Origin of the sequence: Saccharicrinis fermentans DSM 9555 = JCM 21142 (genome assembly GCF_000517085.1) — a bacterium.
Taxonomy (GTDB): Bacteria; Bacteroidota; Bacteroidia; order Bacteroidales; family Marinilabiliaceae; genus Saccharicrinis; species Saccharicrinis fermentans.
In genome coordinates, this window is the sequence record NZ_KI912107.1 from 5,630,254 (window position 1) to 5,656,606 (window position 26,353).

A 26,353-nucleotide genomic window follows, 5' to 3' on the forward strand; every position below is an offset into this window, starting at 1 on the left:
TAACATTCAGTGAATTGAAGAAAAATTCGATAAAGGATATTGCTATAGAATTAAACGTTTCGGTTTCTACCGTTTCTCTGGTTTTGAATGAGAAAGGAGATGAGAAAAGGATTAGCAGTATTACCAAGCGCGTATTATAAAGTAGGCACATGAAAAAATTATAAGGCTAATGATAGCATCGACACAAAGGAATAGTTTGGACATTAAGAACCTAATAGAGATGAAGTTTCCCTTTGTGTTATTTGATTGCCATTATCCCGAATTAAATACCGATTATGTAATTGCTGATAATAAAGGAGGTGTAATTCATGCAGTTAATCATCTTGTTGAGCAAGGTTCAAAAAAGATTGGTTTTGTAACTCTCCATAGTGAAATAGAGGTACTTAAGTAGCTTTTTTATGGATATAGAGATGGGCTTGAAGAAAATGGACTAAATTGATATTCGTCATACATTCAATATGTTGAGAATGCTGATTATCAAAGGCAAGTAAAGTTAGTTATTCATAGGCTTCTGGGATCACCCAATCGGGTATATTCTATAGTTTTTTTACACATTACCTCGCGGTTTGTGGACTAAGGGAGCTGCGAGCAAGAAACATTAAAATTCCTGATGAAATTAAATTTGCTAAGCTTTGACCAATATAATACGTTTGATTTTATAAAACCTTCTCTAATAGCTATAACACAGCTTATTATTCAAATTGGGGATGGTGCTGTAAATATACTTTTAGGAAAATTAAACTTAACAGCGAATGGAATAACTAAAAAAATACTTGATACAGGTTTTATCGCTCGTAAATCCAGTACGAGTTAGAGATTGAAGGAAATGTAAATGAGCCTAAAAAAATGACACCTAACTCTTATCTTTTTCTGAGAAGGAACATCCGATGTGTTCGTATTTACCTATTGTGTTTAGGAGAAAACAATATTGAATGTTTATTTAATCTAAAATTAAAATCAATTTTGCGTCATTTAAAATACAGATTGAGAAATAGGATATAATGGAAAAACTGATTAAAAATTTTCTGAAGTTGACTTGTGTAGGTCTGAGTTTGATTTCTTGCGGAGGTCCAAATACAAAAAGCAAAGACTCTAAGTTGTCTTATGTTGACACTCGCGTTGGCACAGCGGCAAGTATTGCTGATATTACAGTTACAGAGGTAGAAGAACCGATGGGCTATGTTTCACCTATTGTAGGTTATCCATCTGCATTAACCCATTGGACTCCCCAAACAGCTGAATGGACAAAACGAGTAATAACTGTTCCTGTGCCTTACTGGTACGATCAGGATAAAATTCAGGGTTTTAGAGGAACTCGTTATCCCAATGGTGCTGTGGTTGGTGATTGGGGAGCCATGTGTGTTATGCCAATGATAGGTAAAGTGAGGATAGATGCAGATGCCCGCGCTTCGAAATTTAGTCATGATAATGAAATCGCTAAACCCCACTATTATTCTGTTCTTTTAGATGATTACGCTATAAAGGCAGAATATACAGCTGCTGCAAAAACGGCATTCTTCCAATTTACCTTTCCTGAAAGTTCATCATCCACCGTGTTGATTGATGGCGTTTACGTGCCTGGAAACTATAGGGTTATTCCAGAAAGAAATGAAATAGAAGGATATTCTGTTATTGCTGGGCATTTTAAAAATTATTTTGTGGCCAAGTTTAATAAGTCATTTAAAGTGTACAATGTCGATTTGTTACCCAATGTAGTTGATGCTACATTAGTTCCGGATGGTTTTAAGGCTGAATATTTTAATAATGATAAATTAGAGGGAGAACCGGATGTGGTAGTAACGCATACTGAATTAAATTATGATTGGTTGAAGGAACCTGTGGAGGGTGTGGTTGCCGATTTTTTCTCGGTGAGATATTCGGGTGCGTTTGTCGCACGATATTCAGGAGAACATACATTTGAATTAACAACAAAAGACGGTACACGAATGTATTTCGACGATGCTTTGGTGATTGACGAATGGAAATATAGAGCAACGGGTACTAATGTGTACAAAGTTAATCTTAAAAAAGGCGAGAAATATAAAATACGTATCGAGTATTACGATGGTTCCAGTACGACGGAAATGCATTTAAGATGTGCCGAGCCTATAAAAATAAATCCAGATTTGGCTTCACAATTGGCGTTGAAAGGAGCCGATGGTAACGCGGTATATGTAACTTTTATTACGAAAGAACAGGAAGAAGTAATGATGAAAGTTGGGACTTCTCTTATTGATTTATCACAGGCTCGTGCAAATATGAATGAAGAGTTCCCTGATTTCGATTTTGAAAGAGCTGTTGCTAAAAGTGCCGATGTTTGGGATAATGAATTAAATAAGATACAGGTAGAAGGTGGCGAAGATGATAAAGCGATTTTTTATACAGCTTTAACCAAGTGTTTCGTAAATCCTCGTAATTTGAATGAGAATGGAAAATATTTTAGTCCGTTTGATTTTAAAGTGCATGAAGGAGAGATGTATACAGATCTTTCTATCTGGGATACATTTCGTTCATTACATCCGTTATGGGTAATTTTAAAGCCGGATGAAACGACCAATATTATCAATGGTATGCTCAATGCATATAAAGAGGGTGGTTGGTTACCAAAATGGCCCAATCCTTGGTATCGAAGTATTATGATGGGAACACATGCCGATGCTGTGATTGCCGATGCATATGTTAAAGGTATTCGTGGTTTTGATACTGACTTGGCCTTTAAAGCAATGCTTAAGAATGCAACAGAGAAAGGGAATAGAGGTTTTTCGGGAAGAGTTGGAATTGAATATTTTAATGCTTTAGGCTATGTTCCTGCTGATGTTTTTGGCTTTTATGGAGAGCCTGTGGCTAGAACACTCGAATTTTCTTATGACGATTATTGTATTGCCCAAATGGCAAAGGCTTTGGGGGAAAAAAATAAGTATGAAGAGTTTATGCAACGTTCGAAACGTTACATGAATGTTTTAGATAAGGAAACAGGTTTGGTTCGTGGAAAGAAAAAAAATGGAGATTGGTTAGCTCCTTATGACAAGAGTATTAGCGTTTGGGCGCAAGGAAGCGATCATGATACCGAAGTGTATTATAAAAACCATACTTTATTAGTTCCTCACGATATTCCAGGTCTAGCAAATTTTATGGGTGGCCAAGATAAACTAGAAGCTTACCTAGATGATTTCTTTGCGAATAATATGTATTACGTAGGTGATGAGTTTTCGATGCATGCGCCTTATATGTATAACTTTATTAGTGCTCCTTGGAAAACACAAAAAACAGTGAGAGAGATGCTGGCTAAGTATTTTTTTAATGATGTGGGAGGACTTCCGGGAAATGACGACTGTGGGCAGGTTTCGTCATGGTATGTTTTTGGTGCAATGGGCTTTTACCCCGCTTGTCCGGGTGACCCTATTTACCAACTTTGTAGTCCTGTATTTGATAAAGTCTCCATGAATGTGGGAGAAGGAAAAATATTTACCATTATAGCTAATAATAATTCAAAGGACAATATGTACATCCAGTCAGCTACTTTAAATGGGAAACCTTATAATAAAAGTTGGTTATATCATAAAGACTTGGTAAATGGGGGAGAACTGGTTTTTGAATTAGGACCTAAGCCAAATAAAGATTGGGGACTTACGCAATAATATAGTGATAGTTTCATTTGATTTAGATTTAGTGAGAGTGCTTCTTAGTTAATTTTAAGAAGCACTTTTTTATGAAACTAAGATCATTGTTGTGCTAATACGGAGAATCATTCTTCTTTAGCGATGTTCCCTTTGGTTGTATCGTTTTATTTGCAATATTGCATATGTTCAAACATATGAACATATAGAGTGAGAGAGTATGGAAAAACTAAAAATTGATCATTCAAGTTCAATGCCTTTGCATGCACAGGTTGAAAAATTGTTACGACAGCTGATTGAGCAACCTGAGTATAAAAAAGGTGGATTGCTGCCTAAGGAGGTTGATTTAGCAAAAAGATTAGGCATTTCGCGGAACACCTTGCGACAAGCAACAAATAAACTTGAGTATGAAGGTTTACTTATTCGCAAGAAAGGGGTGGGTACCAAGGTAGCAGAAAAGGGCATTACTACTAATCTAGACAATTGGTTGAGTTTTACCCAAGAAATGTCTGATAAAGGTATAGAATTTAAAAACTATGCGATGATGGCAAAGTGGGTAGATGCAAATGACAAGATAGCTGCCTTTTTTAATATTCCTAAAAATCAGAAAGTGTTGTACTTATCTAGATTGAAAGGCTTGGATGATTGTCCTTTTGTTTATTTTGAAAGTTATTTCCATCCTAAAATTGGCCTATCTATAAAAGAGGATTTTAATAGACCGTTGTATGATATCTTAGAAAATGACTACCACGTTGTTCCGAGTTTTTCCAAGGAAAATATTAAGGCTTGTGCAGTTACAAAAATAATAGCCGACAAACTTGAAATTAATGTGGGTGATCCAATTCTAGTTAGGGAACGATACGTTTCTGATCCTGGGATGAAACCTATCGAATATAACATCGGCTTTTATATCGCTGAAAAATTTACCTATTCAATTACTATTAAACGCTAATATATTATCACAAATCATAAAAATAGATGTTTTGGAAAAGAGATTCTCAATTGGAGTGGATGTGGGAGGTAGTCACATTAGTTGTACCACCTACGATTTAAAGGAAGGTAAATTGGTTGAAGGAACTACCCGAAGCCTTCCTATGGATAATAAGGGCAGTAAAGAGAATGTTCTCGATTGCTTTTTTGAATTAATTAACCCGGCCATCAACGATATTGATAAGGGTAGTTTTGCGGGTATTGGGATGGCCTTCCCAGGGCCTATAGACTATGATAAAGGTATTGGACTATTTTCCGGTAATAATGCTAAGTACGAAAATTTATGGCAGGTGAATATCCGTAAGGAGTTAAGTCTTAAACTTAGAATTGACGAAAACTTAATTCGTTTTATCAATGATGCAACAGCCTTTGCATTGGGCGAATATTTTAATGGAACGCTAAAAGGTATTCAAAACTGCTTAGCTATTACTTTAGGAACTGGTTTTGGAGCTGCATTTATAGAAAATGGAATCCCCGTATTATGTGATCAAAGAGTTCCCAAGGGGGGATGTCTTTGGCATTTGCCTTTTGAGGGTGGTATTGCCGATGAATATTTCTCAACCAGAGGTTTGAAAGAACGGTTTGAGAAAGCTTCAGGACGATCTGTTACTGGTGTTAAAGATGTTGCTGATTTATATGCTACAGATGAAAATGCAAAAATGGTGTTTGATGATTTTGGAGAAAAATTAGCTCAGTTCTTAACCCCTTGGGTAAAGAGTTTTGAGATCGAAGCCATGGTGATTGGAGGAAATATCTCAAGAGCATTTAAGCTATTCGATGAAACACTTACCGAAGCTTTTCGAAAAGAAGGTATAACACTTCAGATACAGGCTTCTGCATTATTGGAAGATGCCGCATTTATTGGAGCAGCCTATCTCCAAAAAGATGAGTTCTTTGAGCGTATCAAAGAACAATTGAAATTTATGTAAAGGCCAGGAATTAAGTGCAAAAATTAATAAAGGATAGAATACTGTTTTTTAAAATTTCGGTGTTCTTATCTTCTAAATAAATGTATGATGACTACCACTAAAACCAAAATATTACTACCTGTTTTATTTTCATTTTTTATTGTGAGTTTCGTCGACCTGGTTGGTACCGGTGTCGACGAACTTAAGCAAAGTGCTGAAACGCCTGCTTATCTGTTGCAGTTAATTCCGTTTGTGGCTTTTATTTGGTTTTTCTTATTGTCGGTGCCCGCTGGTATTTGGCAGGCTAAAGTCGGAAAGAAGAAAGTATTGAATACTTCTATTCTTATAACAGCTGCCGGACTTTTTATTCCTGTTTTAGGAAATTCTTTAGCTGTTATCTTGATTTCTTTCTCCTTTTTAGGTATTGGAAATACCATTATGCAAGTAGCAGCTAATCCCTTGTTAATGGATGTGGTTCCTGCTGATAAAGGATCTGGATTTTTGAGTTTTTCGCAATTTATGAAATCTCTAGGTTCGATGGTTGGACCTTATGTGGCAGCTGTTGTAGGTCCATCTCTGGCTGGGAGGCTGGGTTTTGAAGGTGAAGGTGCCTGGAGATTTGGATTATACCTGTTTGGAATCATTGCGTTTGCTTCATACGTGTGGTTGCAAATAACTGATATTGAAGAAACAAAGAGTAAGGGTGCTCAGGTATCTTTTAAATCGTGCATTCAATTATTGAGCAATAGATACATCGCCTTAATGGTTTTGGGGATATTTGCCATTGTGGGTGTCGATGTTGCCATAAACTCTAATATTGGAACTTTCCTTCATCTAAAAATAGGAATGGGAGAAGAAACAGCCAAATACGGTAAGTCGGTTTATTTCTTTGCAAAGATGGTGGGGACCTTTATGGGAGGTGTCCTGTTAATGAAGGGTAATGCAAAGGTTTTTCTCCGGATATCAACACTTGTTGCCTTGGTATTTGTTGGGGCACTTACCTTGGTTCAGAATGATATTGCGGCATGGATATTAGTAGGCATAGTAAGTTTGGGAGTATCTAATGTATTCCCGTTGATTTTTTCCATTACTGTCGGTAATTTTCCGGATCGTTCCAACGAAATATCAGGCTTGATGATGATGGCCATCTCGGGTGGAGCTATTTTTCCGTTTTTGGTTGGTTTAGCCATGAATTACAATGTGAATGGTGGGCTTTGGATAATAGGTGGGTTGATGGCTTTTATTTTGATTCTTAGTGTTGTGAAAGTAAACCCAAGAGTACAGTAAAAGGATTTATTGCGAATTGAAATGAATGCTGATTAGGTGCTATTTAAACTTGTTGAAACTTACCTTAGTAGTACGGTTTGTTATCATAACAAGTTGTTGGTTATAAGCAATTTTAAATCTCATGAGAATATCAGGATACATCATTTAGATCAAAAGATAAAATTTAATAACACGAAAATAAACACATTAATTTTTAAAGTTATGTTTAAGAGAGAGGTGCAGCAATGCTTACTTATACTACTGGCCGTTAGTTCGTTTGTGACAGCACAAATAAATATTACGCCTGCTGATCCTGCATATTATGCAATGGACAGAGAGCATATTCTTTTTGATGATTCACAAGTGTTATTGGTAAATTATAGAGGGAGCGTTTCCCCAAAACAGTATAGTATTACTCAATTTACGAATGTGCAATTTCAACCATTTCAGGCCCAGCGCTATAATTTTAATCTGAACTTCTTTGATAAGGGGACTGGGCGTTTAATTGAAGACGATGTGCCAACAAAATGGAAATCTTGGATTGATGACGGTGAAAGTTATGATCCTTTAGGATCTAATTTTCGACCTAATGCTCCTTCTGTTATGGTTACTCAGGATGAGAAATGGCAACCTAATCAATACTTCCGTTCTGCTACCTTCCATAAGGAGTATGATCATACTTGGGTTAGTTTTTCAGCAAAAAGCTGGACTAATGTAGCTTTTGACGATGATGAGGTCTTTATTAAATTGAAGTTGACCAATCGTAGTTTAAAAGATTTAGATATGATCTTAATACCTAATCAGGTAGCAGATCATATAGTTTGTCATTTTAAGGAAGGTTCTACTGTAGCTGATTCTATTGATGCATTTACAATAGGCAGTTCAACTGCTCATGTTAGGGTTTCTTCTTCAATCAGTAAGATAAGTGATCGTGGATTTGAAATTAGCATTGCTCCAGGGAAATCGGAGACCTATTATTTTGCTGTAAAGTTTTATGAAGCAACGGACAAAGCTCCTGAAATTGTTCAGAGTGATATTAAGAGCAGAATGGTGGCAGCAGATAAAAAGACCCGTGAAATGTTGAATTGGGCCTATAATCAACTTCCGCAGTTCACAAGCGATAACAAACAATTAGAAGAGTACTATTATCGTTGTATGTTGTCGGTTTTGATGTGTCGGTTTGAAAACCCAAATTATATTTCAGATGTATTTTGGGCTGTTGGAACATGGCCATTTACAATAAGCTGGGATAATTCTTATTCCTCAGATGTTTTGGCAATGCTTGATCCGGAAAGTTTGAAAGGAGCTATTCTTACAGATTTTGAACATGTAAAAATGAAAAGGACATATGTGGGCTGGAACGGAGCTTATTGGGATAATTTATACATCCAAGAGCCTTTTGCTTTACAGATTATGATAGAGGCCTATTTTAGACATACGGGTGATTACAGATTGTTCGAAGAAGAAGCATCGGGAAAATCAGTTTGGGAATGGATGCAAGGTTGGGTGGATGAGCTACAAGAAAATTACACCAACGATTTGGGTTTGATCGATGTGGGCTACAATACTGAAAAGATTATCGAAATTAGAACTGACGGTTATAATCACGCTGTTCCTATTACAAATACATTAACTATTGATTTGCTTTATACGATGGCTGAATGGGCGAAGAAATTAGGAGATAGAAGAATGCAAAAAAAGTATTTTGCAGATGCAGAAAGTTTAAAGGTGTTGGTTGATAAATATCTTTGGAATGATGAACTTAAGTGGTTTGATAACTTATATCCTGATGGAAATAAAGAGACCATTTGGACTTATCATCTTTTTGATATGTTAGGAGCTGATTATCTTTCGGATAAGCAAATTTATGGTTTGGTAAGTCATCTGCAAGAAGGTGAATTTCTGGGCAGGTTTGGTGTTTATTCTATTGCCCGCAGAGATTCGGTTCATTGGGATTTAATTGATTCTGATTGGGGCGGTGGTGGCCAATACGCAGGAATGCCCGGCAGAATATCTCGTAACCTTTACAAAAAAGGCTTTGCCGGAAAAGGTTGGGATGTATTAAAAAGAAACATGCGGTATGTTGATTACTTTCCTTATTTACCTCAAAATCCAAGAATAGATACACCAGAGCAAGATTTATCATCCATGCCTGTTCAGATTGCTGCAGGCGCAGGAATGGAAGCCATTATATTTGGGACCTTTGGACTTACCATGGAGGAAGGTCAATTAACAATCAAGCCTTTCAATCATGAAGATATAGGGAAAGCTACTCTTCAAAATATCAGGTACAATGGTAAAATATATGGCATCCAACTTAATAGGAAAACTTTTTCTGTATTTGAAAATAAAAAACTGATTGCAACTAAGTTTTATGGTGAAAAAGTGGAGTGTAAATAATAGTCTTGTGTGAATTAAATGCTCCTTAATGGAGATTGTTGTGTTGAGTGTTTGGTGTGTGGATTCAAGATTTTAGTTAAGGAAGTAATATTGAAAAAATCTATATAAATCATGAGAATTAGTTTATTAATTGGCTTAATGGCAACTGTTCTTTTTGCTTGTAATTCAAAATCAACGATAAGTAAAGAACTTAGAGCTTCTATTCAGAGCAATGAAAGTTTTGCATTTGTAAAGAAGAAAGCATTGGAGGTGGTAAAGACTGGTTTTAATGCTGGAGATGGTTATGGTGAAGTTTGGATTCGGGATTATAATACATTTATAGAGTTATCGGCTGAAGTTTATCCTAAGGAAGAACTGAAGGAGAATCTTCGTGTGTTTTTTCGCTTACAGGGTAATGATGGGAATATAATTGATGGTTTTATTCCAAAAGAAAAGGCTGAAGACGTTGAAGGTGGATATACCTATATTTATAATGATTTAGAACCTGTTTATTGTGGGCACAAAAACACCGTAGAAACAGATCATGAGTCCTCTTTGGTGCAGGCTGTTTATAAGTATGTACGCAAAACGGGTGATAAAGCTTTTCTGGGAGAAAAGATAGGAGACAAAACAGTAGCCGAAAGATTGCAATGGTCTATGGAATTTTTGATGAACCATAGATGGAGCAAAGCATATGGCTTGGTATATGGTGCTACCACAGCCGATTGGGGTGATGTTCAGCACTGTCATCCTTGGGGTGTTTATGTTACCGACGAAACAAAATATTGTATTGATATTTATGATAATGCCATGATGGTCATTGCGTTAAATAATATCATGGAACTACTCCCTGAAACGCAGCAAAAATGGTTGCCTATTCGAAATAATATGGTTGATCATATAATGAAAACCCTTTGGGACAATGATAAGCAGAAATTTATTCCTCATGTTTACCTGAAAGAATCTCCTTATCCTGTTGATTTTAATGAGAATGAGATCTTCTATCATGGGGGAACGGCGGTGGCCATTGAGGCTGGCTTATTAAGCAAAGCGCAAATTAAAGTTTCCTTGGATAAGATGATTGCCAATGTAAAAGCTTCTGGTGCCGGCTCCATTGGTTTAACGATGTATCCTCCTTATCCTAGTTGGGCTTTTGAAAATAAAGGTATGGTTCCTTATGGTTATCAGAATGGAGGAGATTGGACATGGTTCGGTGCCAGAATGATTCAGCAATTGGTAAGGTATGGTTTTTATCAGGAAGCATATGACCAATTGGTGCCAATGACTGACAGAGTCTTGAAAAATAAAGGGTTCTATGAGTGGTACACGGTTGATAATAAACCAACAGGATCAGGCACTTTTAGAGGGTCGGCAGGCGTATTGTACAAAGCTATTGAGATGTTGGAAGGTGCTGTTGAAAAATAGAATTGAGCATTGGATATATGAACTATGGATTAAGGGTGGAGAATGAAGGTTCTTATGTTTAATTGTAAATAGGTATAATGAAGGTGTCAAATTACAGTGTTTATGTATGGCAAGTGTTTATGCCTAGTCTATGAAGGCAGGGAGTTTGAAAATGTGATATTTATATAATGATGAAAAAAATAAGAGAAACAAAACAATTTCTTCTGCCAACAACTAAGCAGGAGGTAGAAAATGGTACCTATGATATTTATCCCAGCCTAAAAATGGAGGGAGGTAAAATTAGTACTGATATCCGTGAGTTGGCAGAGATGGTGGTGGATGAAAAGGTGGTGCTTATCGATGGCTTTGAAGGTGTTTTTTATGACAAATATGCTTCGGATCTAGAAGATATGCTTGTACAGATGGGGAAAAAAGTAAACTTTATCTTTACTTCTCAATTAATGAAATCATCATCAGAAATTGATGATATGATTGCTCCTTTTTTAGGGGGTGATGATCCCATATTTGGAAAAAGGACTAGTCTGAGGTTGATGGATTTTTTTGTGGAGGAAAGAATTAAAAATATAAAAACAGATCCTCAATATGATATTAATATTGTTATTGGTACAGGAGCCACATTATCGGCCTTGAAAGGATATGTTATTTATATAGACCTGCCCAAAAATGAACTCCAGTTTAGAGCTCGGGCTGAGTCGGTTTGTAACCTTGGAGCTGATAAGCCATTTGCGAGTAAAGCGATGTATAAACGATTTTATTTTGTGGACTGGGTGGTGCTGAATGCACATAAGGCAGCAATTATAAACGACATTGATATGGTAGTAGACGGCCAGCAAACGGATGTAGTTGTATGGATGAAAGGAGATGACTTTAGGAAGGGCTTACAAAAAATGTCTGAAAATGTATTTCGAGTTCGTCCTTGGTTTGAACCTGGAGCCTGGGGAGGTCAGTGGATTAGGGATAGAATAAAGTCGTTAAATCAGGATGTGATCAATTATGCCTGGTCCTTTGAATTAATTGTTCCTGAAAACGGCCTTTTATTTGAGAGTGATGGTAAGTTATTAGAAACTTCGTTTGATTGTTTGATGTTTCAGCAGTATCAATCAGTTTTGGGTGTACATGCAGAGCAGTTAAAATATGAGTTTCCTATTCGTTTCGATTTTCTTGATACTTTTGGAGGAGGAAACCTATCTATTCAATGCCATCCTCAATTAGATTATATCCAAAAGCACTTTGGAGAAACTATTACTCAGGAAGAAACTTATTATATCTTAGATGCAGGTAAGGATGCAAAATGTTATTTGGGATTACAAGAAGATATAGATCCAAAGGCTTTTGAGGCGGATTTAAAATATAGTTACGAACATAAAAAGGAAATTGATATTACCAAACATGTTCAGATACATGATTCTCATAAACACGATTTATTTTTGATTCCTCCTGGAACCATTCATGGTTCCGGAACAGAAAATTTGGTGCTGGAAATAAGTACAACTCCGTATATCTTTACTTTTAAGATGTATGATTGGCTTCGTGTAGATTTAGATGGGAAACCTCGTCCAATTAATGTAGAAAGAGGGATGGAGAATCTTTCTTTGCATAGAAAAGGGCAATATGTAAAGGATAAACTAATTGCCAAGCCGTTATTGATTGAGGAGGGTGACGATTGGAAAAGATATCACTTGGCCACTCATGAAAAACATAGTTATGATGTCGAACGGTATCATTTTAGTTCTGGAATTAGTGTGAAAACAAATAATCGATGTCATGTTCTTTCTTTGGTCGACGGAAGTAGTATTGTTGTTGAGACAGAGAAAGGAATGAAGCAGCGCTTTACTTATGCAGAAACATTCGTGATTCCAGCTGCTGCGGGTTCTTATAGAATCATTAATGAATCGGCTGAAGAAGCTATTGTTGTGAAAGCTTTTATGAAGTAACTTTTACATCTCGTCATTACGAATTTGAGGAACGAAGATGAAGTAATCTTAAATGGGAGTAACTGAAGAAGAATTAATTAGAAATAAAATGAATAAAACTACATTATTTATATTCATTGCAGGTTTGTTATTTATATCCAATACGCTGCAATCCAAAGTAATTTGGCAAATTGGTGAGAACGATCATTCAGCCTCAGAATTTGCTTTGTCGGACAATGGTTATGCCAACTATATTGCCAATGATTTTGGTTGGGAAGATAAATACTTTTTGGTGGGACATTCTGATGAGAAAACAGATTGGCCTTACATTATTCCGGGTACAAGTGATACATGGGGTGGCACCTGGGGAACTTCGGGCTGGCGTTCAAGTACTTTGAATATATTGTTCGGAATAGATGAGTTACCCACCAACGGCGCGTGGAAACTTACGGTAGATATTTTGGATTATAATGTTGAAGATCGACCTTTGTTTAAAGTATTGGTTAATGGTAGGGCATGGAAATATAGGCTGCCATTATTAGAGGGTAGCCATAAAATAGACGAGCAACCTGCTGATTCATCCGAGTATTTGATTGAAATTCCTTTGTCGTCATCTCTATTAAAGCAGGGTGGTAATGAGATTACTTTCACTACTTTGGAAGGTTCGTGGATTAAGTTTGATGAGATAAAATTAGAAGGGCCTGCTAATGTAGTGTTGATACAGCCTAATCAAGTGTATTTGAGAGATATAAAGGCTGCCGATTACGAGGTGGATGGATCGCAACCCTTGTTATTGGATGTTGAGCATTTGAATGGAAAACCGTCCATGACTGTAATGCTGGATGGAGATGAAATATTTAATGAAGAAATTGAACAGAGTAGATATATTTTTGAAGTTCCCATGCCTTCTGTACGAAAAAAACAGAAAAGCAAGTATGAAATTTTTGTTGATGGAAATCGGATTGCGTCAGGTAATGTTCTTAGAAGTCCCCAAAAAAAGATTACTCCAGCTGGCTATGTTGATACAAAAATGGGAACTGGTCATTCTCGCTGGATGATTGCACCGGGACCTTGGATGCCTTTTAGCATGGTTAAGCTAAGTCCCGATAATCAAAATGATGCTTGGCAAGGAGGGTATGAACCGGTCTTTGAATCCGTAGGTACATTTTCTCATATCCATGAATGGACGGTGGCAGGTTTGGGTACCATGCCAACCAATGGGCCATTGAAAACATGGGTAGGTGATGAAAAAGATGTGGATAGTGGATATCGTTCTCGCATCAATAAAGAAACAGAAAAGGCACCACTTGGTTATTATAGTGTTGATTTGATTGATTATGATATTAAAGCTGAATTAACTTCGACTACGCGTTGTGGGTTTCAGCGTTATAGTTTTCCGAAAGATCGTGATAGTTCCAGGGTTTTGCTTGATTTGGTAATTCCTGCAGAGTATCATTTTAACTCGGTTGAGGCCTATGTTAAAAAGGTGAGCGATAAGAGGATAGAAGGCTATAGTCATCAACTTACCCCAAATACTTGGGCTGGAGGAATTAACCAGGAGTATGTTGTTTATTTTGTCGCTGAATTTGATCAACCCATCGCAGATTTTAAAATATGGACGGAGGATGGTGTGCAGAAAATGACTTCTATTAAAGTGAAAAATGCTGAAGATATTGGAGCTATTGTGGAGTTTAATACCAAGAAAAATAATGTTGTTCAACTAAGAACTGGAATATCGTATGTGAGCATTGAAAATGCGAAAGAAAACTTGGCTAGTGAAATTACAGAGCCATATAACTGGGATTTTGAATCGGTTCGACAAGCCAATGTGGATGCCTGGGATAATTTAATTGGACGCGTAAAAATTACATCGAATAATCAACTTGAAAAACGTAGGTTTTATAATTGCATGTACCGTTCACTTTGTAGTAGAAATATTTTTAGCGACGTAAATGGAGAATGGCGAGATGCTGACGAAAAAATTCAGAAGATGGAAGATCCTTCTTCTCCAGCCTTAGGTTGTGATGCTTTTTGGAATACTTTCTGGAATTTGAACCAATTCTGGAACCTGGTTACACCGGATTGGAGTAATAGATGGGTGAAATCGCAGTTAGCCATGTATGATGCAGGTGGTTGGTTGGCCAAAGGTCCGGCTGCCATGGAGTATGTTCCGGTAATGGTGGCAGAGCATGAAATTCCATTGATTGTTGCTGCTCATCAAATGGGTATCAGGAATTATGATGTGGAAAAGGCTTTTGAGGCAGTCAAGAAAATGCAAACGACACCAGCTAGAACTGTTGGTGGTGGATTTGCAGGAAACCGCGATTTGGTAACTTATTTAAAGCATGGTTATGTGCCTTATGATGAGGGGCGTTTTTCCAACTCATTGGAGTATGCCTTTGATGATTGGACAGTCTCGCAGCTGGCTAAATCACTCAATAAAGATGCTGATTATAAGAAATTCTTGAAAAGAGGTAGCAACTGGAGAAACGTTATCGATAGCCAAATAGGTTATGCACGTCTAAAAGATTCTAAAGGAAATTGGAAAGAGGATTTTGATCCGTATAAGTCAGGAGCCAATCATCATTATGTGGAAGGTAACGCTTGGCAGTTGACCTATTTCGTTCCTCAGGATGTGCCTGAATTGGCACAGGTGATTGGAGTAGATCGTTTTGTGGATCGTTTGGATTGGGGATTTAAAGAGAGTGATAAAACTCGTTATAATGGTATGAACGACCAATATTGGAACTATCCGGTTATTCAAGGAAATCAGCAGTCGATGCATTTTGCATTTTTATTTAACTGGGTTGGAAAACCATGGCTAACACAGAAGTGGAGCCGGTCAATTATTGAACGTTATTATGGTTATGGCGTTTCTAATGCCTACTTGGGAGATGAAGATCAAGGACAGATGAGTGCGTGGTTTGTGATGGCTTCTCTAGGTTTGTTCCAGACAGATGGAGGATGTAGAACCGAGCCGGTTTACGAAATTGCAAGCCCACTATTTGAAAGGGTTGAAATAGATCTTGGAAAAAGGTTTGGTAGAGGTGATACGTTTGTCATTGAAGCTAAACATGCTTCTCGATTAAATAAATATGTTCAGTCGGCTACCCTAAATGGTAGAGAACTAAAGGATTTTAAGTTCCCTGCTTCCGAGTTGTTAAAGGGTGGTAAGCTGGAGTTGACGATGGGAGCATTGCCTAATAAGAGTTGGGGTGTTGTTAAACCCCTGAAATGAATTAGAAAATAGAGCAAAAAAAAGGCCGTCTTCTAAAGAAAAGAGACGGCCTTTTTAGGTGTGTTAAAATTTAGTTTAGTCCTAATCTTTTTTTAGCTTTTTCTTTATCGAAGGATGCTTTTTTGAAAGGATGTGCTTCTGTGTTGATGATATAGTCATCCAGATTAAAAGTTCCATCAGCATGTGTAAAAGTTAAATACAAATATTTCATAGTTTCAGCAAAGAAAAATGTAGGCATATAATCTTTTTTCTTCATGGTTCTAACGTCTTCTACAGATGAAAAAGCCACATCCGTTTTACAATATTTTTTAATGTCACTCCAATATTGTTCTACCATTTGGTAGTACTTTTCTTTGCCAGTGTAATGGTATAGGTAATAGGCCGATTCTATGATCTCTGGGTTTAGATCATAGACCGGGTAGGTAGGTATGGCTTTGTCATAGTCATATATCATTGGTTCTAGGCCATATCTATTCCAAAGCCAGTCCCAAGTCGTTTGGTTCTTCTCAGCTCGTTCCATGTCACCAGCTAAGGTAAGTACTGCGGGCCAAAAAGCATCGTACAGGGTTACTATTCCTCCTTCAATAATAGTGGGGTTATCTGGATACATGCGATTTGTTTTCTTCAGACCGGTATTCATATCTACGCGTTGATACCACAGTGAAGTGTCACTTTCATCTACTAAATATGTATTTACCGCTTCCAAACTTTTTTCCCAGATAGGTTGTAACTCTTTGTCGTTGAACAGAAGATAACTTTTGGCAAGATATTCATAGTATGAATCAATCCCTGCACAAATATGACTACTGTTATTCAGCCATTCTCCAGTTTCCACATTGATGTTTTCACCCACTAAATTGATTTGTGAAACGCGTTCCCAAACTGCCATATTGGCTTTTTTTGCAGTTTGGTAATAAATGGGGTTCTTGGTGTAATAGCTAAGAATACCCATCTCGAACATGTAAGATGCTGCTTCCGCAACATTCACCTTTTCTCCCTTAACCTCCCCAGTCTTTAAATTGAAGAAGTAGTAGGGGATGCCTGTTGGTGAATCAAAGGCTTTTAACATACGTTTGCCAAAGTCTTCTGTTTTATCCAGTATTTTCTGGTCGCCTGTATATTCATACATGGCTAACATGCCTCCTAAAATTCGAATATTTACTTCAAATGTTTTTACAAATAGGTCCTTATCCCAGAAGATGCTGTCTGTTACATATCTTTCCACTTCTTTGGCATAAGCGTCTAATCCCATTACTTTCATGGTGCTATATGCGTCAATGGGGGAGATGTGTAATGATTCTTCATACCAGTCTTGATGACTTTTGGAGAGAGGCAGTAATACATCATGCCCCCATGCATACTTTTTATATCCCTCCCAACTGCGTATGAATTCGTCTTTTACATCTTGCGCCAGTACATTTAATTTATCTTCTTTTTTGTGGTCCTGCGTTTTGTTGTTGTTTTGACACGATATAAGGCTCAAAACTACAAAGGTAAATACAATAGATAGTTTATTCATTTTTAAAATTTATTGGTTTTTTTAAGAAAAAATTGATCCTCAGCATTCATTTTCAATGCTTACATGTTTAATCATTAATGAAACTTCACTATGTGATGCAAAGCTACTGTCAATGTGGGATGGTAAAAAATTTTATTTTTGGAGAGAGAAGTGAAAAAGTTGCTCTATGACGATGTGTAACTTTTTAATACGATTCTTCTTAAAATATTTTATGATTTTTTTTTCGAAACTCCACTGGCGTACATCCGGCTTGTTTTTTAAATAAACGGTAGAAATAGCTTACTGATTCAAAACCGCAATTGTGACAAATAGTTTTGATGGGAGAGTTTGTCATTGATAGTTGTTGGCCTGCGTAAAGTAATTTGGCCTTTATAACGGTTTCGGTAAGGGTTTGTTTTAGGTGTTTTTGGAGCATCCTGTTTACATGATCCACAGATCTTTCGGTCAACGCTACAAAGCCTTGGATTCCACCTTTGAATTTTTCTGGTGTGTTATAATTTTCCAATGCATAAGCTAGCCAATGTGGAATGTGGGACTGTTCTCCTTTGATGGTGTTTGCTAATCTGAATATATGAATCATGATATAATCCAGTTCTAAAATACCTCTGGGTTGACTGATAAGGCGGTCTGTAATAGCAGATAGTTCGTTAAGTTGGTCTATATCCAATTGAACGGTAAATGGAAGATCCTCTTTCAGCCAGAAGCAAGAATTATTGTTGGAGAAGTATCTTTGCTTGTATGATTGGAGATTGTTTTTGTCAAAAGCGATATTGGTAATGACCAGATTCTCATGGTTCTTGTCTAGTTTGAAAGTGTGTTTGTCATTGGGGCGAATCATGCATAACGTACCCTTTGTTAAGGGCACTTCTTGTTGGTTGATCAAATGAATGCCATTTCCTTCTTTGATCCAGAACACTTCAGCGAATTCATGATTGTGGAGTCGTAGGTCATTTTTTGAGTGAATCGTTGTACGAGCGATGTGAAAGGCTTCTTGTTCAGTAGCGATAAAATTATTTAACTGAAATTTTTTTTCAAGCATAGGAAGAATTTGTGATTCTTGTGCTAATTTAGTAAATGGAATTAATATTAAATAGAAGTAAGGTGCTATTTTATAATCTTTATGCTGGTTGGTGGAATGAAATTATTATTCGATGACAAGTTTTAGTTGGGTTTTAACGATGTTAGACGGATGTGAAGGCTTAATTCTGTTAAATTTATGAACTGAATTGAATTCTTATTCAATTGATCTTATTTTAATCACTTAATTGACAATGATGAATAAATTTTTATTTCTTTTAAATACTATTGTTTTACTGGTTTTAATGGCGTGTAGCAATAGAAATCCGGAAATGCATACCGTCATTTCTCCCGACGAAAATATTGTCTTGAATTTCCAATTGAAAGAAGGTAGTCCTTATTATGAGGTATATTATAAGGGGGATACAATTATTAAGCCATCTATGTTGGGTTTTGTGTTTAAAGATGAGCCTGCATTAAAGGATCAATTTAGCGTATTAAGTTATGAAGTTTGTGAGGTCAATGAAACCTGGCGTCAGCCTTGGGGGCAGACGAAAGAAGTGCAGGATATACATAATGAGTTAAAGATTAATTTACAGGAGCTTAATGAAGAAAATCGTTTGTTAACATTGTATTTTCGTGCCTTTAATGATGGAGTTGCTTTTAGATATGAGTTTCCCGAGCAGGAGCGTTTGAAGAATTTTGTCATTATGGATGAATTAAGCGAGTTTAACGTTTCTGGGAATCCCCTTACCTGGTGGATACCGGCAGATTATGATACATATGAAAAGCTTTACCAAAAGACTACAATGGATAAGGCCGAGTGGGTGGCTACTCCTTTAACGATGAAAACGGCCCATGGTGTTCATTTAAGTATACATGAGGCTGCTTTAACCAATTATGCAGGCATGACACTTAAACAAAGTACCGTAGGGAAATTTCAAGCGGAACTGGTGCCTTGGAGTAATGGAGATAAGGTACGCGCAAGTACCCCTTTTGTAACACCTTGGCGGACCATTCAAATGAGTCCTTCTGCCAGCAAATTGATAGAAAGTAACCTGGTATTGAATTTAAATGAACCCAATAAAATTGAAGATGTGTCATGGATTGAGCCCATGAAGTATATAGGTATTTGGTGGGGGATGCATTTGGGGACGGAAACATGGTATGCAGGCCCTAGGCATGGAGCTACAACTGAAAATGCAATGGCACATATCGATTTTGCAGCTGCGCATAATATTCAAGCGGTTGTTATTGAAGGTTGGAATGCTGGATGGGAAAATTGGGGTGGAAAAGATGCTTTTGATCATATAACGCCTGCCAAAGATTACGACTTAAAGAAAGTAACAGCTTATGCTAAAGAAAAGGGTGTCATGCTAATAGGGCATCACGAAACGGGAGGCGATATACCTGCATACGAAAAGTACGTTGAAACAGCCTTTCAACAGTGTGCTGACAACGGAATGTTTGCTGTAAAAACCGGATATGCAGGAGGTATATACCCTAGAGGAGAACATCATCATGGTCAGTTTATGGTTGAGCATTACCGAAAGATTGTAGAGTTGGCTGCTAAATACAAAATAGTGCTTGATGTGCATGAGCCCATTAAGCCTACAGGAATCAGGCGAACATGGCCTAATATGATGACACGTGAAGGAGTAAGAGGTATGGAATGGAATGCGTGGAGCGACGGTAATCCCCCTTCGCATACAGTTACCATTCCGTTTACGCGTGGATTGGGTGGCCCCATAGACTATACGCCTGGAACTTTTGACTTATTATTTAGGAATGCTGGAGAACGTATCAGATGGAATACTGATGATATAGAACGCACCAGAACGCATTCTACCTTGTGTAAGCAATTGGCTAATTTTGTGATTCTCTATAGCCCCCTTCAGATGGCAAGCGATTTGCCTAAAAATTATGAGGGACATCCTACTTTTCAATTTTTTGTGGATTTTGATGCGGATATTGATGAGTCAAAAGTAATTAATGGTGAGGTAGGTGAGTTTATTACCGTGGCTCGACGTGTTGGCGAGAATTGGTTCTTGGGATCAGCTACCAATGAAAAGGCCCGAAGCTTTAAAATAGATCTCTCCTTTTTAAAAGCGGGTGTACGATATTTAGCACATGTTTATAAGGATTCCGATGATTCCGATTGGAAGGAAAATCCATATGCATACCAGATTGAAACCATTGAAGTGGGGCAGTCGACTGAATGGGAAATAGTGTTGGCTCCCGGTGGAGGACAAGCTATCTATTTTGAGAGGATGGAATAAGTATTTAATTTGTTAAGTGAGTATGATTCTATTGTAAGAAAATAGATGCTTTGTTCTTACCGTATTTCGTGCTTATTGATTTGTAGAATATAGCTGATTTTTATATTCAAATAGTTGTATTTTAATTCTATTTGTTCAATCTTGCTTTTTTGAAAAATTAATCTACAATCAATGAAATTGAAATTTACATTCTACCTAAGTTTGATGATGGCTTTGTCTGTCTTTAATGCATGTAATCGTTTTAATCCGGATGACTATAAAAACAGCGCTTTATCAGACGAACAACGTGCCGAAAATTTATTGCGTCAGTTAAATCTTCAGGAAAAGATCAGTCAGATGCGTATTTTTCATGCAGGTAATCGAATACATCTCAACAAACAAGGGGAGCTGTCTTTAAATGATGAGGCTAAAGATTATATCGAAAATGGGATTGCCGGTATAAAGAATGCCGGAACGGGATATGCTCCCCGGCAAGGAGCTGATTTATGTAATCAGCTTCAGAAGTATATTATAGAAAATAACCGCTTTGGTATTCCTGCAATGTTTATTATTGAATGTTATAATGGCGTTGAAGCGAAAGGAAATACCCATTTTAGCCGACCTCTCACAATGGCTTCGTCGTTCAATACTGAGTTGGTTAAGAAGTTATGGGATGCACTTGGGCGTGAGGCTCGGGTACGGGGATTGCATATGTGTCACTCTCCGGAGGCAGATTTGGTGAGAGACCCTCGTTTTGGCCGAATGACAGAAACATTTGGAGAGGATCCTTATTTGACTTCACGCATGGTGGTGAGTGCTGTGAAGGGTGTGCAGGGAGATAATGTGGGGTTGAGAAGTACGCATATTGGAGCGGTAACTAAGCATTTCGCTGGTTATGCACAAGTGCAGGGCGGAACGAATTTTGCTTCCGTACAGATATCTCCACGAAGTTTTATTGATGAAATATTACCTCCTTTTAAGGCGGCTGTTAAAGAAGCTAAAACATTGGGTATGATGGCATCGCATGCAGATATTAATGGGGTGGCCAGTCATGCCAATGGCAAGTTATTAACTGATACGCTGAAAAAAAACTGGGGTTTTGATGGATATGTGGTTTCTGATGCAACTGATATTGAGCGTCTTTATCACTTTATGAAGGTGGCCGAGTCATTTGAGGGGGCGGCCGAGATGGCGCTGAGAGCAGGTATGGATATAGACCTTTATGGCAATGAGGGTTTTGCCTTATTGGAACATATGGTAGATGATCAGCCGGATTTACTAGCGTTTATTGATGAGGCTGTTAGAAGGGTCTTGTTAACGAAGTTTAAGCTAGGTCTGTTCGATAACCCTTATGTGGATGTTTCTGCGGCTCAGCAAAAAACAAGATCCAAAGAAACATTAGATTTGGCTTTGGAAGTGGACCTGGAATCCATCATTCTTTTAAAGAATGATAATAAAACTTTACCTATAGATCCTATGGCTTATAAGCATATTGCAGTCATAGGACCCAATGCCAGTAAAGGAAATATGAAGGCTCTCAAAAACCACCTTCCTGCAGAGGTCAAACTGAGTTATGCTAAAGGATGTGGAATTACTAAGCCGCAACGAATACCTGCTCTTTACAGTTTAGAAGAGGATAAACCCTTGATAAAAGAGGCAGTACAATTGGCGCACCAGGCAGATATTGTTTTACTGTTTGTGGGAGGTGATCATAAAACGGCCAAAGAGGCATATTTTGTTTCTGACGAATATGGAGATAGAGCAGATCTAGATCCTGTGGGGCAACAAAATTTATTACTGGAGGAACTGAAGAAGACTGGGAAAAGAATAATTGTCGTTTTGGAACATCGTAGAACTTTGTCTATTGACACAATTGAAGAGAAGGCGGATGCCATCATAGATTGCTGGGATTTAAGTGAGCGAGGTGAAGAAGCAATTGCAAAAATATTGCTGGGTGAGGTAAATCCTTCCGGAAAATTAACGGTTACGATACCTCAGTCTGTAGGTCAGCTACCTGCTTATTATTACCAAAAGCATATCAATTATAAAAAAGGTTATTTGTTTGCCCCCAATGAACCTATATTCCCCTTTGGGTTCGGTTTGAGTTATACGAAATTTCGTTATTCTAATCTAGCTATCTCTGATACCATTGTCAACGTGGGAGATTCAGTGGAGGTATGTGTGGATATTTCTAATGTGGGGGATGTGTTAGGTAAGGAAGTATGCCAGGTGTATTTACAAGATGAATATGCCTCAGTACTACAACCTATTCGTTCACTCATTGGTTTTAAAAAAGTAACGCTTATGCCTGGAGATACAGAAACACTACGTTTTATGATACAGCCCGAGGATATGTCATTTACCGGCGTTAATATGCAAAGACAAATAGAGGCTGGGCGTTTCAATGTTTTTGTGGGGGGATCTTCTGACACCAAACAAATGTTGAGTTATGTTTTAAAGTAGTCGTTGGTCAGAGCTTTTATCCTGTTAGCATATGTTGAAAAGAATAAATTCAGGTTGCTGTATATGTATGAGCAGCAATCTGAATTATATATATAATGAGTCAGATCTGTCCTAACCCATTTTGAGCGTTTTCAACGAATTTCAGCTTTTTTTCAGGCGAAATCGGTCGTTTGGGGGCAGTTTAATTTTGCAAGTAGCTGGTTATCAGTTGTAGCTTTTTCAAAAATCCATTTGTAGTACACAGGGGGGTATTGATTTTGAATAAATTAGATAGTTTCTTTGGGGCATGTATTTCATAGTATCCATGCGCAAAAATCCAGAAACTGGAGTTTACTCTGGTTATTATCGATTGGTTGAGAGCTACCGCAACGAAGACGGTAGGGTATGCCACCGCACCATGGTCAATGCCGGATACTTAGATGATTTGAATGCAGATCAATTAGTTGTAATACAAAAGCTTATCACAGAAAAGGCCGAAAACTGCAATAACCCTTTGTTCACTTATCAAGAAAGTGACGATAGCCTCGTAAATAAGTATGTTGATGAGTTTTACGATATTCTGGTAGCTAAGAAAAAAATTGACATTGTTTCAAAAACAAACAAAAAACAACAGGCAAACAAAGGCAAGGATATTCAAAATATTGATGTCAATAGCATCAAAAATAAAGATGTCCGCGAAATTGGTTCAGAGTGGATGTGCCACCAGGCATTGGAACAACTCCAGTTTGGAGGCTTTCTTGAAAAACAAGGATGGAGCGACCACGATATAAATCTGGCAAAAACACATCTTATTAGCCGAGCCGTATATCCTGCATCCGAACTTAAAACAAGTAAATGGATAAAAGAAAACTCATCGGTATGCGAAATTACGGGAACCGACATAGGAAAAGTTACTAAAGATAAGCTGTATCGGATTTCCAATAAATTATATGAAGTAAAAGAAGCTTTGGAAAACCACCTTTCTGTCAGAACCAACGAACTATTCGACATTAAGGACAAAATCGTATTGTACGATCTTACCAATACTTATTTTGAAGGACGAAAAGAACACAGCAGTATAGCGAAATTTGGCCGGAGCAAGGAGAAACGGAGCGATGCAAAGTTGGTGGTGCTTGCCTTGGTGATAAATGTAGAAGGGTTTATAAAATATTCATCCATACTTGAAGGTAATATGGCCGATTCAAAAACACTTGAAGGCATGATCAACAATCTTCGGGTAAAAACATCCACATCATCAAAAAAAGCATTGGTGGTAATCGATGCGGGGATAGCCACGGATGACAACCTGAAAATGATTGCCTCAAAAGGATATGATTATTTGTGCGTAAGCCGTGTACACCTTACTAAATACACTATTGATGCAAATGCAAAAACGGTATCAGTTTACGATAATAAAAAACGTAAAATTGAATTGTGCCGGGTTAAATCAGAAAGAAACAATGATTATTACCTCAAAGTAAAAAGCGAAGCAAAAAAGCTGAAGGAGCGTTCGATGAACGAGCAGTTCCAAGCTAGGTTCGAAGAAGGACTTCGAAAAATTAACGAAAGCCTGAGCAAAAAAGGAGGCGTAAAACGCTTGGATAAAGTTCATGAACGCATAGGTCGGTTAAAGCAGAAATACCCATCGATACAAAGATATTATAATATTGAAGTCAATGCCCTTGCGGAAGAAAAAGGTACAAGGGGCAAGAAGACACAAAAGCATCCACTTGCCTCGTCAATAAAATGGTCTGTAAAAGAAAACATTGAAATCAATGCTCGTAGTGGAATATATTTTCTGCGCACTTCACTTGAAAACTAGGGAATGTTAGCTGAACTCTGTCCTGTTGTTTTTTTACGATTTCAAATTTGCTATTTTCACTCAAGCAATGCATCACCTTCCCCCTAAAAGACAAAAGCGGCAATATCGTAAGCCTATACGGCAGAAGAATAACCCAAGCCAAAGCCTACACCGCAGAAGTAGGTAAACATTACTATAGTGAGAACCGCAAAGGATTATATCCAGCTTACCCAAATGCAAATACCGAAACCTTAATCATAACCGAGGCAATAATAGATGCAGCTTCGCTGCTGCAATGTATAGACGCACTACCGTGCGTCTCAATACTATCCGCCTACGGAACCAATGGCTTAACCACCGAACACACCGAGGCGGTGAGCCAATTAAAAAACTTACAGGAAGTAATCTTCTTCTTTGATGGAGATCAGGCAGGGCAAAAAGGCGCAGCCAAATACAGCGAAGAACTGGCAAAGCAAGGTGTTAAAACAAGTATTGTTTGCACACCGCCAAACGAAGATGTAAACAGTCTTTGGGTAAACTACGGCAAAGAAGCCATACTGCAATTAATAGAAGAGCGGATTTTAAGCACCGGCAGCCTGATAAATCAATCTTCCTTTTCTTCAATTGAAAAATCTTCAATTGAAAAAGAAATTAAAGTACAGACGCAAAATTTTGCGTCTCAACAGTTAAATACCAACACCCCAAACAAAATCATCTACGAAACTAAAACCGCCCGATACATCATAAAAGGATCTTTACCTAAAACCTTCGACCGTATGGAGGTAAGCCTTGATGCTCAAGATTTAGAAACTGGCTTAAAATATCGCTGCCGTTGCATGAATATCTTTTAACAGAAAGAAAACTTCTAAATAATGAAATAGAAGGAAATTATCTGTTCTATAAAAAGCGTTTAATCCGTGGTATGTCAAGAATAAAGAAGATGATAAACCGCTACAAACCGAGATTGAATAACATAGCACAAATCAGAGCTTTGGTTATTACAAACTGGCTGCAGCATTACAATTTGCGTGAGGTTCAATACATGGCTGGGCATAAATATGTGAGTAGTACAGAAAAATATAGAATGGATAATTTGGAGGATTTACAGAAAGAGTTGGAAAAATATCATCCACTTAAATAAAAATACAATTGATTTTGCAACTAAATATAGTTGCTTTTGCGTATGAGTAAGAAAGAAAAACTAATAGCCAGACTTTTGGCTATGTCATCTGATTTTCATTACGATGAAATGGTTAAGCTCTTAGATTACTTTGGTTTTAAAGGAAGTTTTAATGTAAGATTATCACCAAAGCTTCATCAGCGTGCAGCCTTGTTAGCAATGGAAGATAAAATGTCATTAAACAATTTTGTTGCAGAATCTATCCGTGAAAGAATCTTTAGAGAAACAGGAAACCCAATTTAATCCCACAAACCACCACATTCCACAGCAAATAAAACCCAGCCATGCCGCAGAAAAAGCGGCATTCTCTCTGTTTTTTATTTATTACCCCCTACGCCAGCCCTTCTGTAATTTTTTCCGTGATGCTTTTTGTCTCATGCACATGCAGTACATTGTATTT

General features: G+C 37.5%; 18 protein-coding genes and 1 pseudogene. 17 read left to right on the forward strand and 2 right to left on the reverse strand.

The window, feature by feature from the left end; all coding sequences use genetic code 11:
- Positions 1-14: 14 nt before the first annotated feature.
- The 11 genes from CYTFE_RS29680 (at position 15) to CYTFE_RS0123095 (ending at position 15,736) form a co-directional block, all read left to right on the forward strand.
- Positions 15-140: a LacI family DNA-binding transcriptional regulator gene (locus CYTFE_RS29680; RefSeq protein WP_081736072.1), complete on the forward strand. Its 126-nt coding sequence runs from the start codon at positions 15-17 to the stop codon at positions 138-140.
- 29 nt (positions 141-169) lie between these two features.
- Positions 170-391: a type 1 periplasmic-binding domain-containing protein gene (locus CYTFE_RS30210; protein WP_027473754.1), complete on the forward strand. Its 222-nt coding sequence runs from the start codon at positions 170-172 to the stop codon at positions 389-391.
- Between the two features lie 219 nt (positions 392-610).
- Complete coding sequence (locus CYTFE_RS0123055) at positions 611-814, forward strand: type 1 periplasmic-binding domain-containing protein (protein WP_027473755.1); 204 nt, start codon at positions 611-613, stop codon at positions 812-814.
- 187 nt (positions 815-1,001) lie between these two features.
- Positions 1,002-3,638 carry a GH92 family glycosyl hydrolase gene (locus CYTFE_RS0123060; protein ID WP_052343387.1) on the forward strand — a complete coding sequence of 879 codons (2,637 nt, stop codon included), beginning with the start codon at positions 1,002-1,004 and terminating at the stop codon, positions 3,636-3,638.
- 199 nt (positions 3,639-3,837) lie between these two features.
- Positions 3,838-4,569 carry a GntR family transcriptional regulator gene (locus tag CYTFE_RS0123065; protein WP_027473757.1) on the forward strand — a complete coding sequence of 244 codons (732 nt, stop codon included), beginning with the start codon at positions 3,838-3,840 and terminating at the stop codon, positions 4,567-4,569.
- Positions 4,570-4,600: 31 nt separating this feature from the next.
- Positions 4,601-5,536 (forward strand): ROK family protein, encoded by a 936-nt coding sequence (locus tag CYTFE_RS0123070; RefSeq protein WP_044211812.1) that lies wholly within the window; start codon positions 4,601-4,603, stop codon positions 5,534-5,536.
- 84 nt (positions 5,537-5,620) lie between these two features.
- On the forward strand, positions 5,621-6,802 hold the full coding sequence (locus tag CYTFE_RS27855) for an MFS transporter (protein WP_052522034.1): 1,182 nt from the start codon (positions 5,621-5,623) through the stop codon (positions 6,800-6,802).
- A gap of 201 nt (positions 6,803-7,003) precedes the next feature.
- Entirely contained in the window at positions 7,004-9,181 is a 2,178-nt protein-coding gene (locus CYTFE_RS0123080; protein WP_044211814.1) for a glucosidase family protein, read from the forward strand.
- 111 nt (positions 9,182-9,292) lie between these two features.
- Entirely contained in the window at positions 9,293-10,585 is a 1,293-nt protein-coding gene (locus CYTFE_RS0123085) for a glucosidase family protein (protein WP_200871176.1), read from the forward strand.
- Between the two features lie 167 nt (positions 10,586-10,752).
- A complete protein-coding gene (locus tag CYTFE_RS0123090) occupies positions 10,753-12,519 on the forward strand; it encodes a class I mannose-6-phosphate isomerase (protein WP_235207935.1) in 1,767 nt (588 codons plus the stop codon).
- Between the two features lie 88 nt (positions 12,520-12,607).
- A complete protein-coding gene (locus CYTFE_RS0123095) occupies positions 12,608-15,736 on the forward strand; it encodes a GH92 family glycosyl hydrolase (RefSeq protein ID WP_027473762.1) in 3,129 nt (1,042 codons plus the stop codon).
- 70 nt (positions 15,737-15,806) lie between these two features.
- Here CYTFE_RS0123095 and CYTFE_RS27860 read toward each other — a convergent pair whose 3' ends face one another.
- On the reverse strand, positions 15,807-17,255 hold the full coding sequence (locus CYTFE_RS27860; protein ID WP_052343389.1) for a glycoside hydrolase family 47 protein: 1,449 nt from the start codon (positions 17,253-17,255) through the stop codon (positions 15,807-15,809).
- Between the two features lie 199 nt (positions 17,256-17,454).
- Positions 17,455-18,294, reverse strand: a complete 840-nt coding sequence (locus CYTFE_RS0123105) for an AraC family transcriptional regulator (protein ID WP_044211818.1) — start codon at positions 18,292-18,294, stop codon at positions 17,455-17,457.
- Positions 18,295-18,526: 232 nt separating this feature from the next.
- On the opposite strand from CYTFE_RS0123105, the gene CYTFE_RS0123110 reads away from it, so the two are divergent.
- The 6 genes and pseudogenes from CYTFE_RS0123110 to CYTFE_RS31355 all read left to right on the forward strand — a co-directional run bounded on the left by CYTFE_RS0123110 (position 18,527) and on the right by CYTFE_RS31355 (position 26,196).
- Entirely contained in the window at positions 18,527-20,551 is a 2,025-nt protein-coding gene (locus CYTFE_RS0123110; protein ID WP_200871179.1) for a glycoside hydrolase family 97 protein, read from the forward strand.
- Between the two features lie 171 nt (positions 20,552-20,722).
- The gene (locus CYTFE_RS27865) at positions 20,723-22,993 is read left to right on the forward strand and encodes a glycoside hydrolase family 3 N-terminal domain-containing protein (RefSeq protein ID WP_211238197.1); all 2,271 of its coding nucleotides are present in this window, start codon (positions 20,723-20,725) and stop codon (positions 22,991-22,993) included.
- Between the two features lie 286 nt (positions 22,994-23,279).
- Positions 23,280-24,791: pseudogene (locus tag CYTFE_RS27870) on the forward strand (IS1634 family transposase); the annotation flags it as partial.
- Between the two features lie 50 nt (positions 24,792-24,841).
- Entirely contained in the window at positions 24,842-25,624 is a 783-nt protein-coding gene (locus CYTFE_RS29165) for a toprim domain-containing protein (protein WP_027473765.1), read from the forward strand.
- Between the two features lie 71 nt (positions 25,625-25,695).
- Positions 25,696-25,914, forward strand: a complete 219-nt coding sequence (locus CYTFE_RS0123130) for an integrase (RefSeq protein WP_235208378.1) — start codon at positions 25,696-25,698, stop codon at positions 25,912-25,914.
- 42 nt (positions 25,915-25,956) lie between these two features.
- Entirely contained in the window at positions 25,957-26,196 is a 240-nt protein-coding gene (locus CYTFE_RS31355) for a toxin-antitoxin system HicB family antitoxin (protein WP_081736075.1), read from the forward strand.
- The last annotated feature ends 157 nt before the right edge of the window (positions 26,197-26,353 follow it).

What these genes read in the sequence shown, in the direction of transcription:
- CYTFE_RS30210 (WP_027473754.1), top strand. Translation starts at nt 170, where the DNA reads ATGATAGCATCGACACAAAGGAATAGTTTGGACATTAAGAACCTAATA.
- CYTFE_RS0123055 (WP_027473755.1), top strand. Translation starts at nt 611, where the DNA reads ATGAAATTAAATTTGCTAAGCTTTGACCAATATAATACGTTTGATTTT.
- CYTFE_RS0123060 (WP_052343387.1), top strand. Translation starts at nt 1,002, where the DNA reads ATGGAAAAACTGATTAAAAATTTTCTGAAGTTGACTTGTGTAGGTCTG.
- CYTFE_RS0123065 (WP_027473757.1), top strand. Translation starts at nt 3,838, where the DNA reads ATGGAAAAACTAAAAATTGATCATTCAAGTTCAATGCCTTTGCATGCA.
- CYTFE_RS27855 (WP_052522034.1), top strand. Translation starts at nt 5,621, where the DNA reads ATGATGACTACCACTAAAACCAAAATATTACTACCTGTTTTATTTTCA.
- CYTFE_RS0123080 (WP_044211814.1), top strand. Translation starts at nt 7,004, where the DNA reads ATGTTTAAGAGAGAGGTGCAGCAATGCTTACTTATACTACTGGCCGTT.
- CYTFE_RS0123085 (WP_200871176.1), top strand. Translation starts at nt 9,293, where the DNA reads ATGAGAATTAGTTTATTAATTGGCTTAATGGCAACTGTTCTTTTTGCT.
- CYTFE_RS0123090 (WP_235207935.1), top strand. Translation starts at nt 10,753, where the DNA reads ATGATGAAAAAAATAAGAGAAACAAAACAATTTCTTCTGCCAACAACT.
- CYTFE_RS0123095 (WP_027473762.1), top strand. Translation starts at nt 12,608, where the DNA reads ATGAATAAAACTACATTATTTATATTCATTGCAGGTTTGTTATTTATA.
- CYTFE_RS27860 (WP_052343389.1), bottom strand. Translation starts at nt 17,255, where the DNA reads ATGAATAAACTATCTATTGTATTTACCTTTGTAGTTTTGAGCCTTATA.
- CYTFE_RS0123105 (WP_044211818.1), bottom strand. Translation starts at nt 18,294, where the DNA reads ATGCTTGAAAAAAAATTTCAGTTAAATAATTTTATCGCTACTGAACAA.
- CYTFE_RS0123110 (WP_200871179.1), top strand. Translation starts at nt 18,527, where the DNA reads ATGATGAATAAATTTTTATTTCTTTTAAATACTATTGTTTTACTGGTT.
- CYTFE_RS27865 (WP_211238197.1), top strand. Translation starts at nt 20,723, where the DNA reads ATGAAATTGAAATTTACATTCTACCTAAGTTTGATGATGGCTTTGTCT.
- CYTFE_RS0123130 (WP_235208378.1), top strand. Translation starts at nt 25,696, where the DNA reads ATGTCAAGAATAAAGAAGATGATAAACCGCTACAAACCGAGATTGAAT.
- CYTFE_RS31355 (WP_081736075.1), top strand. Translation starts at nt 25,957, where the DNA reads ATGAGTAAGAAAGAAAAACTAATAGCCAGACTTTTGGCTATGTCATCT.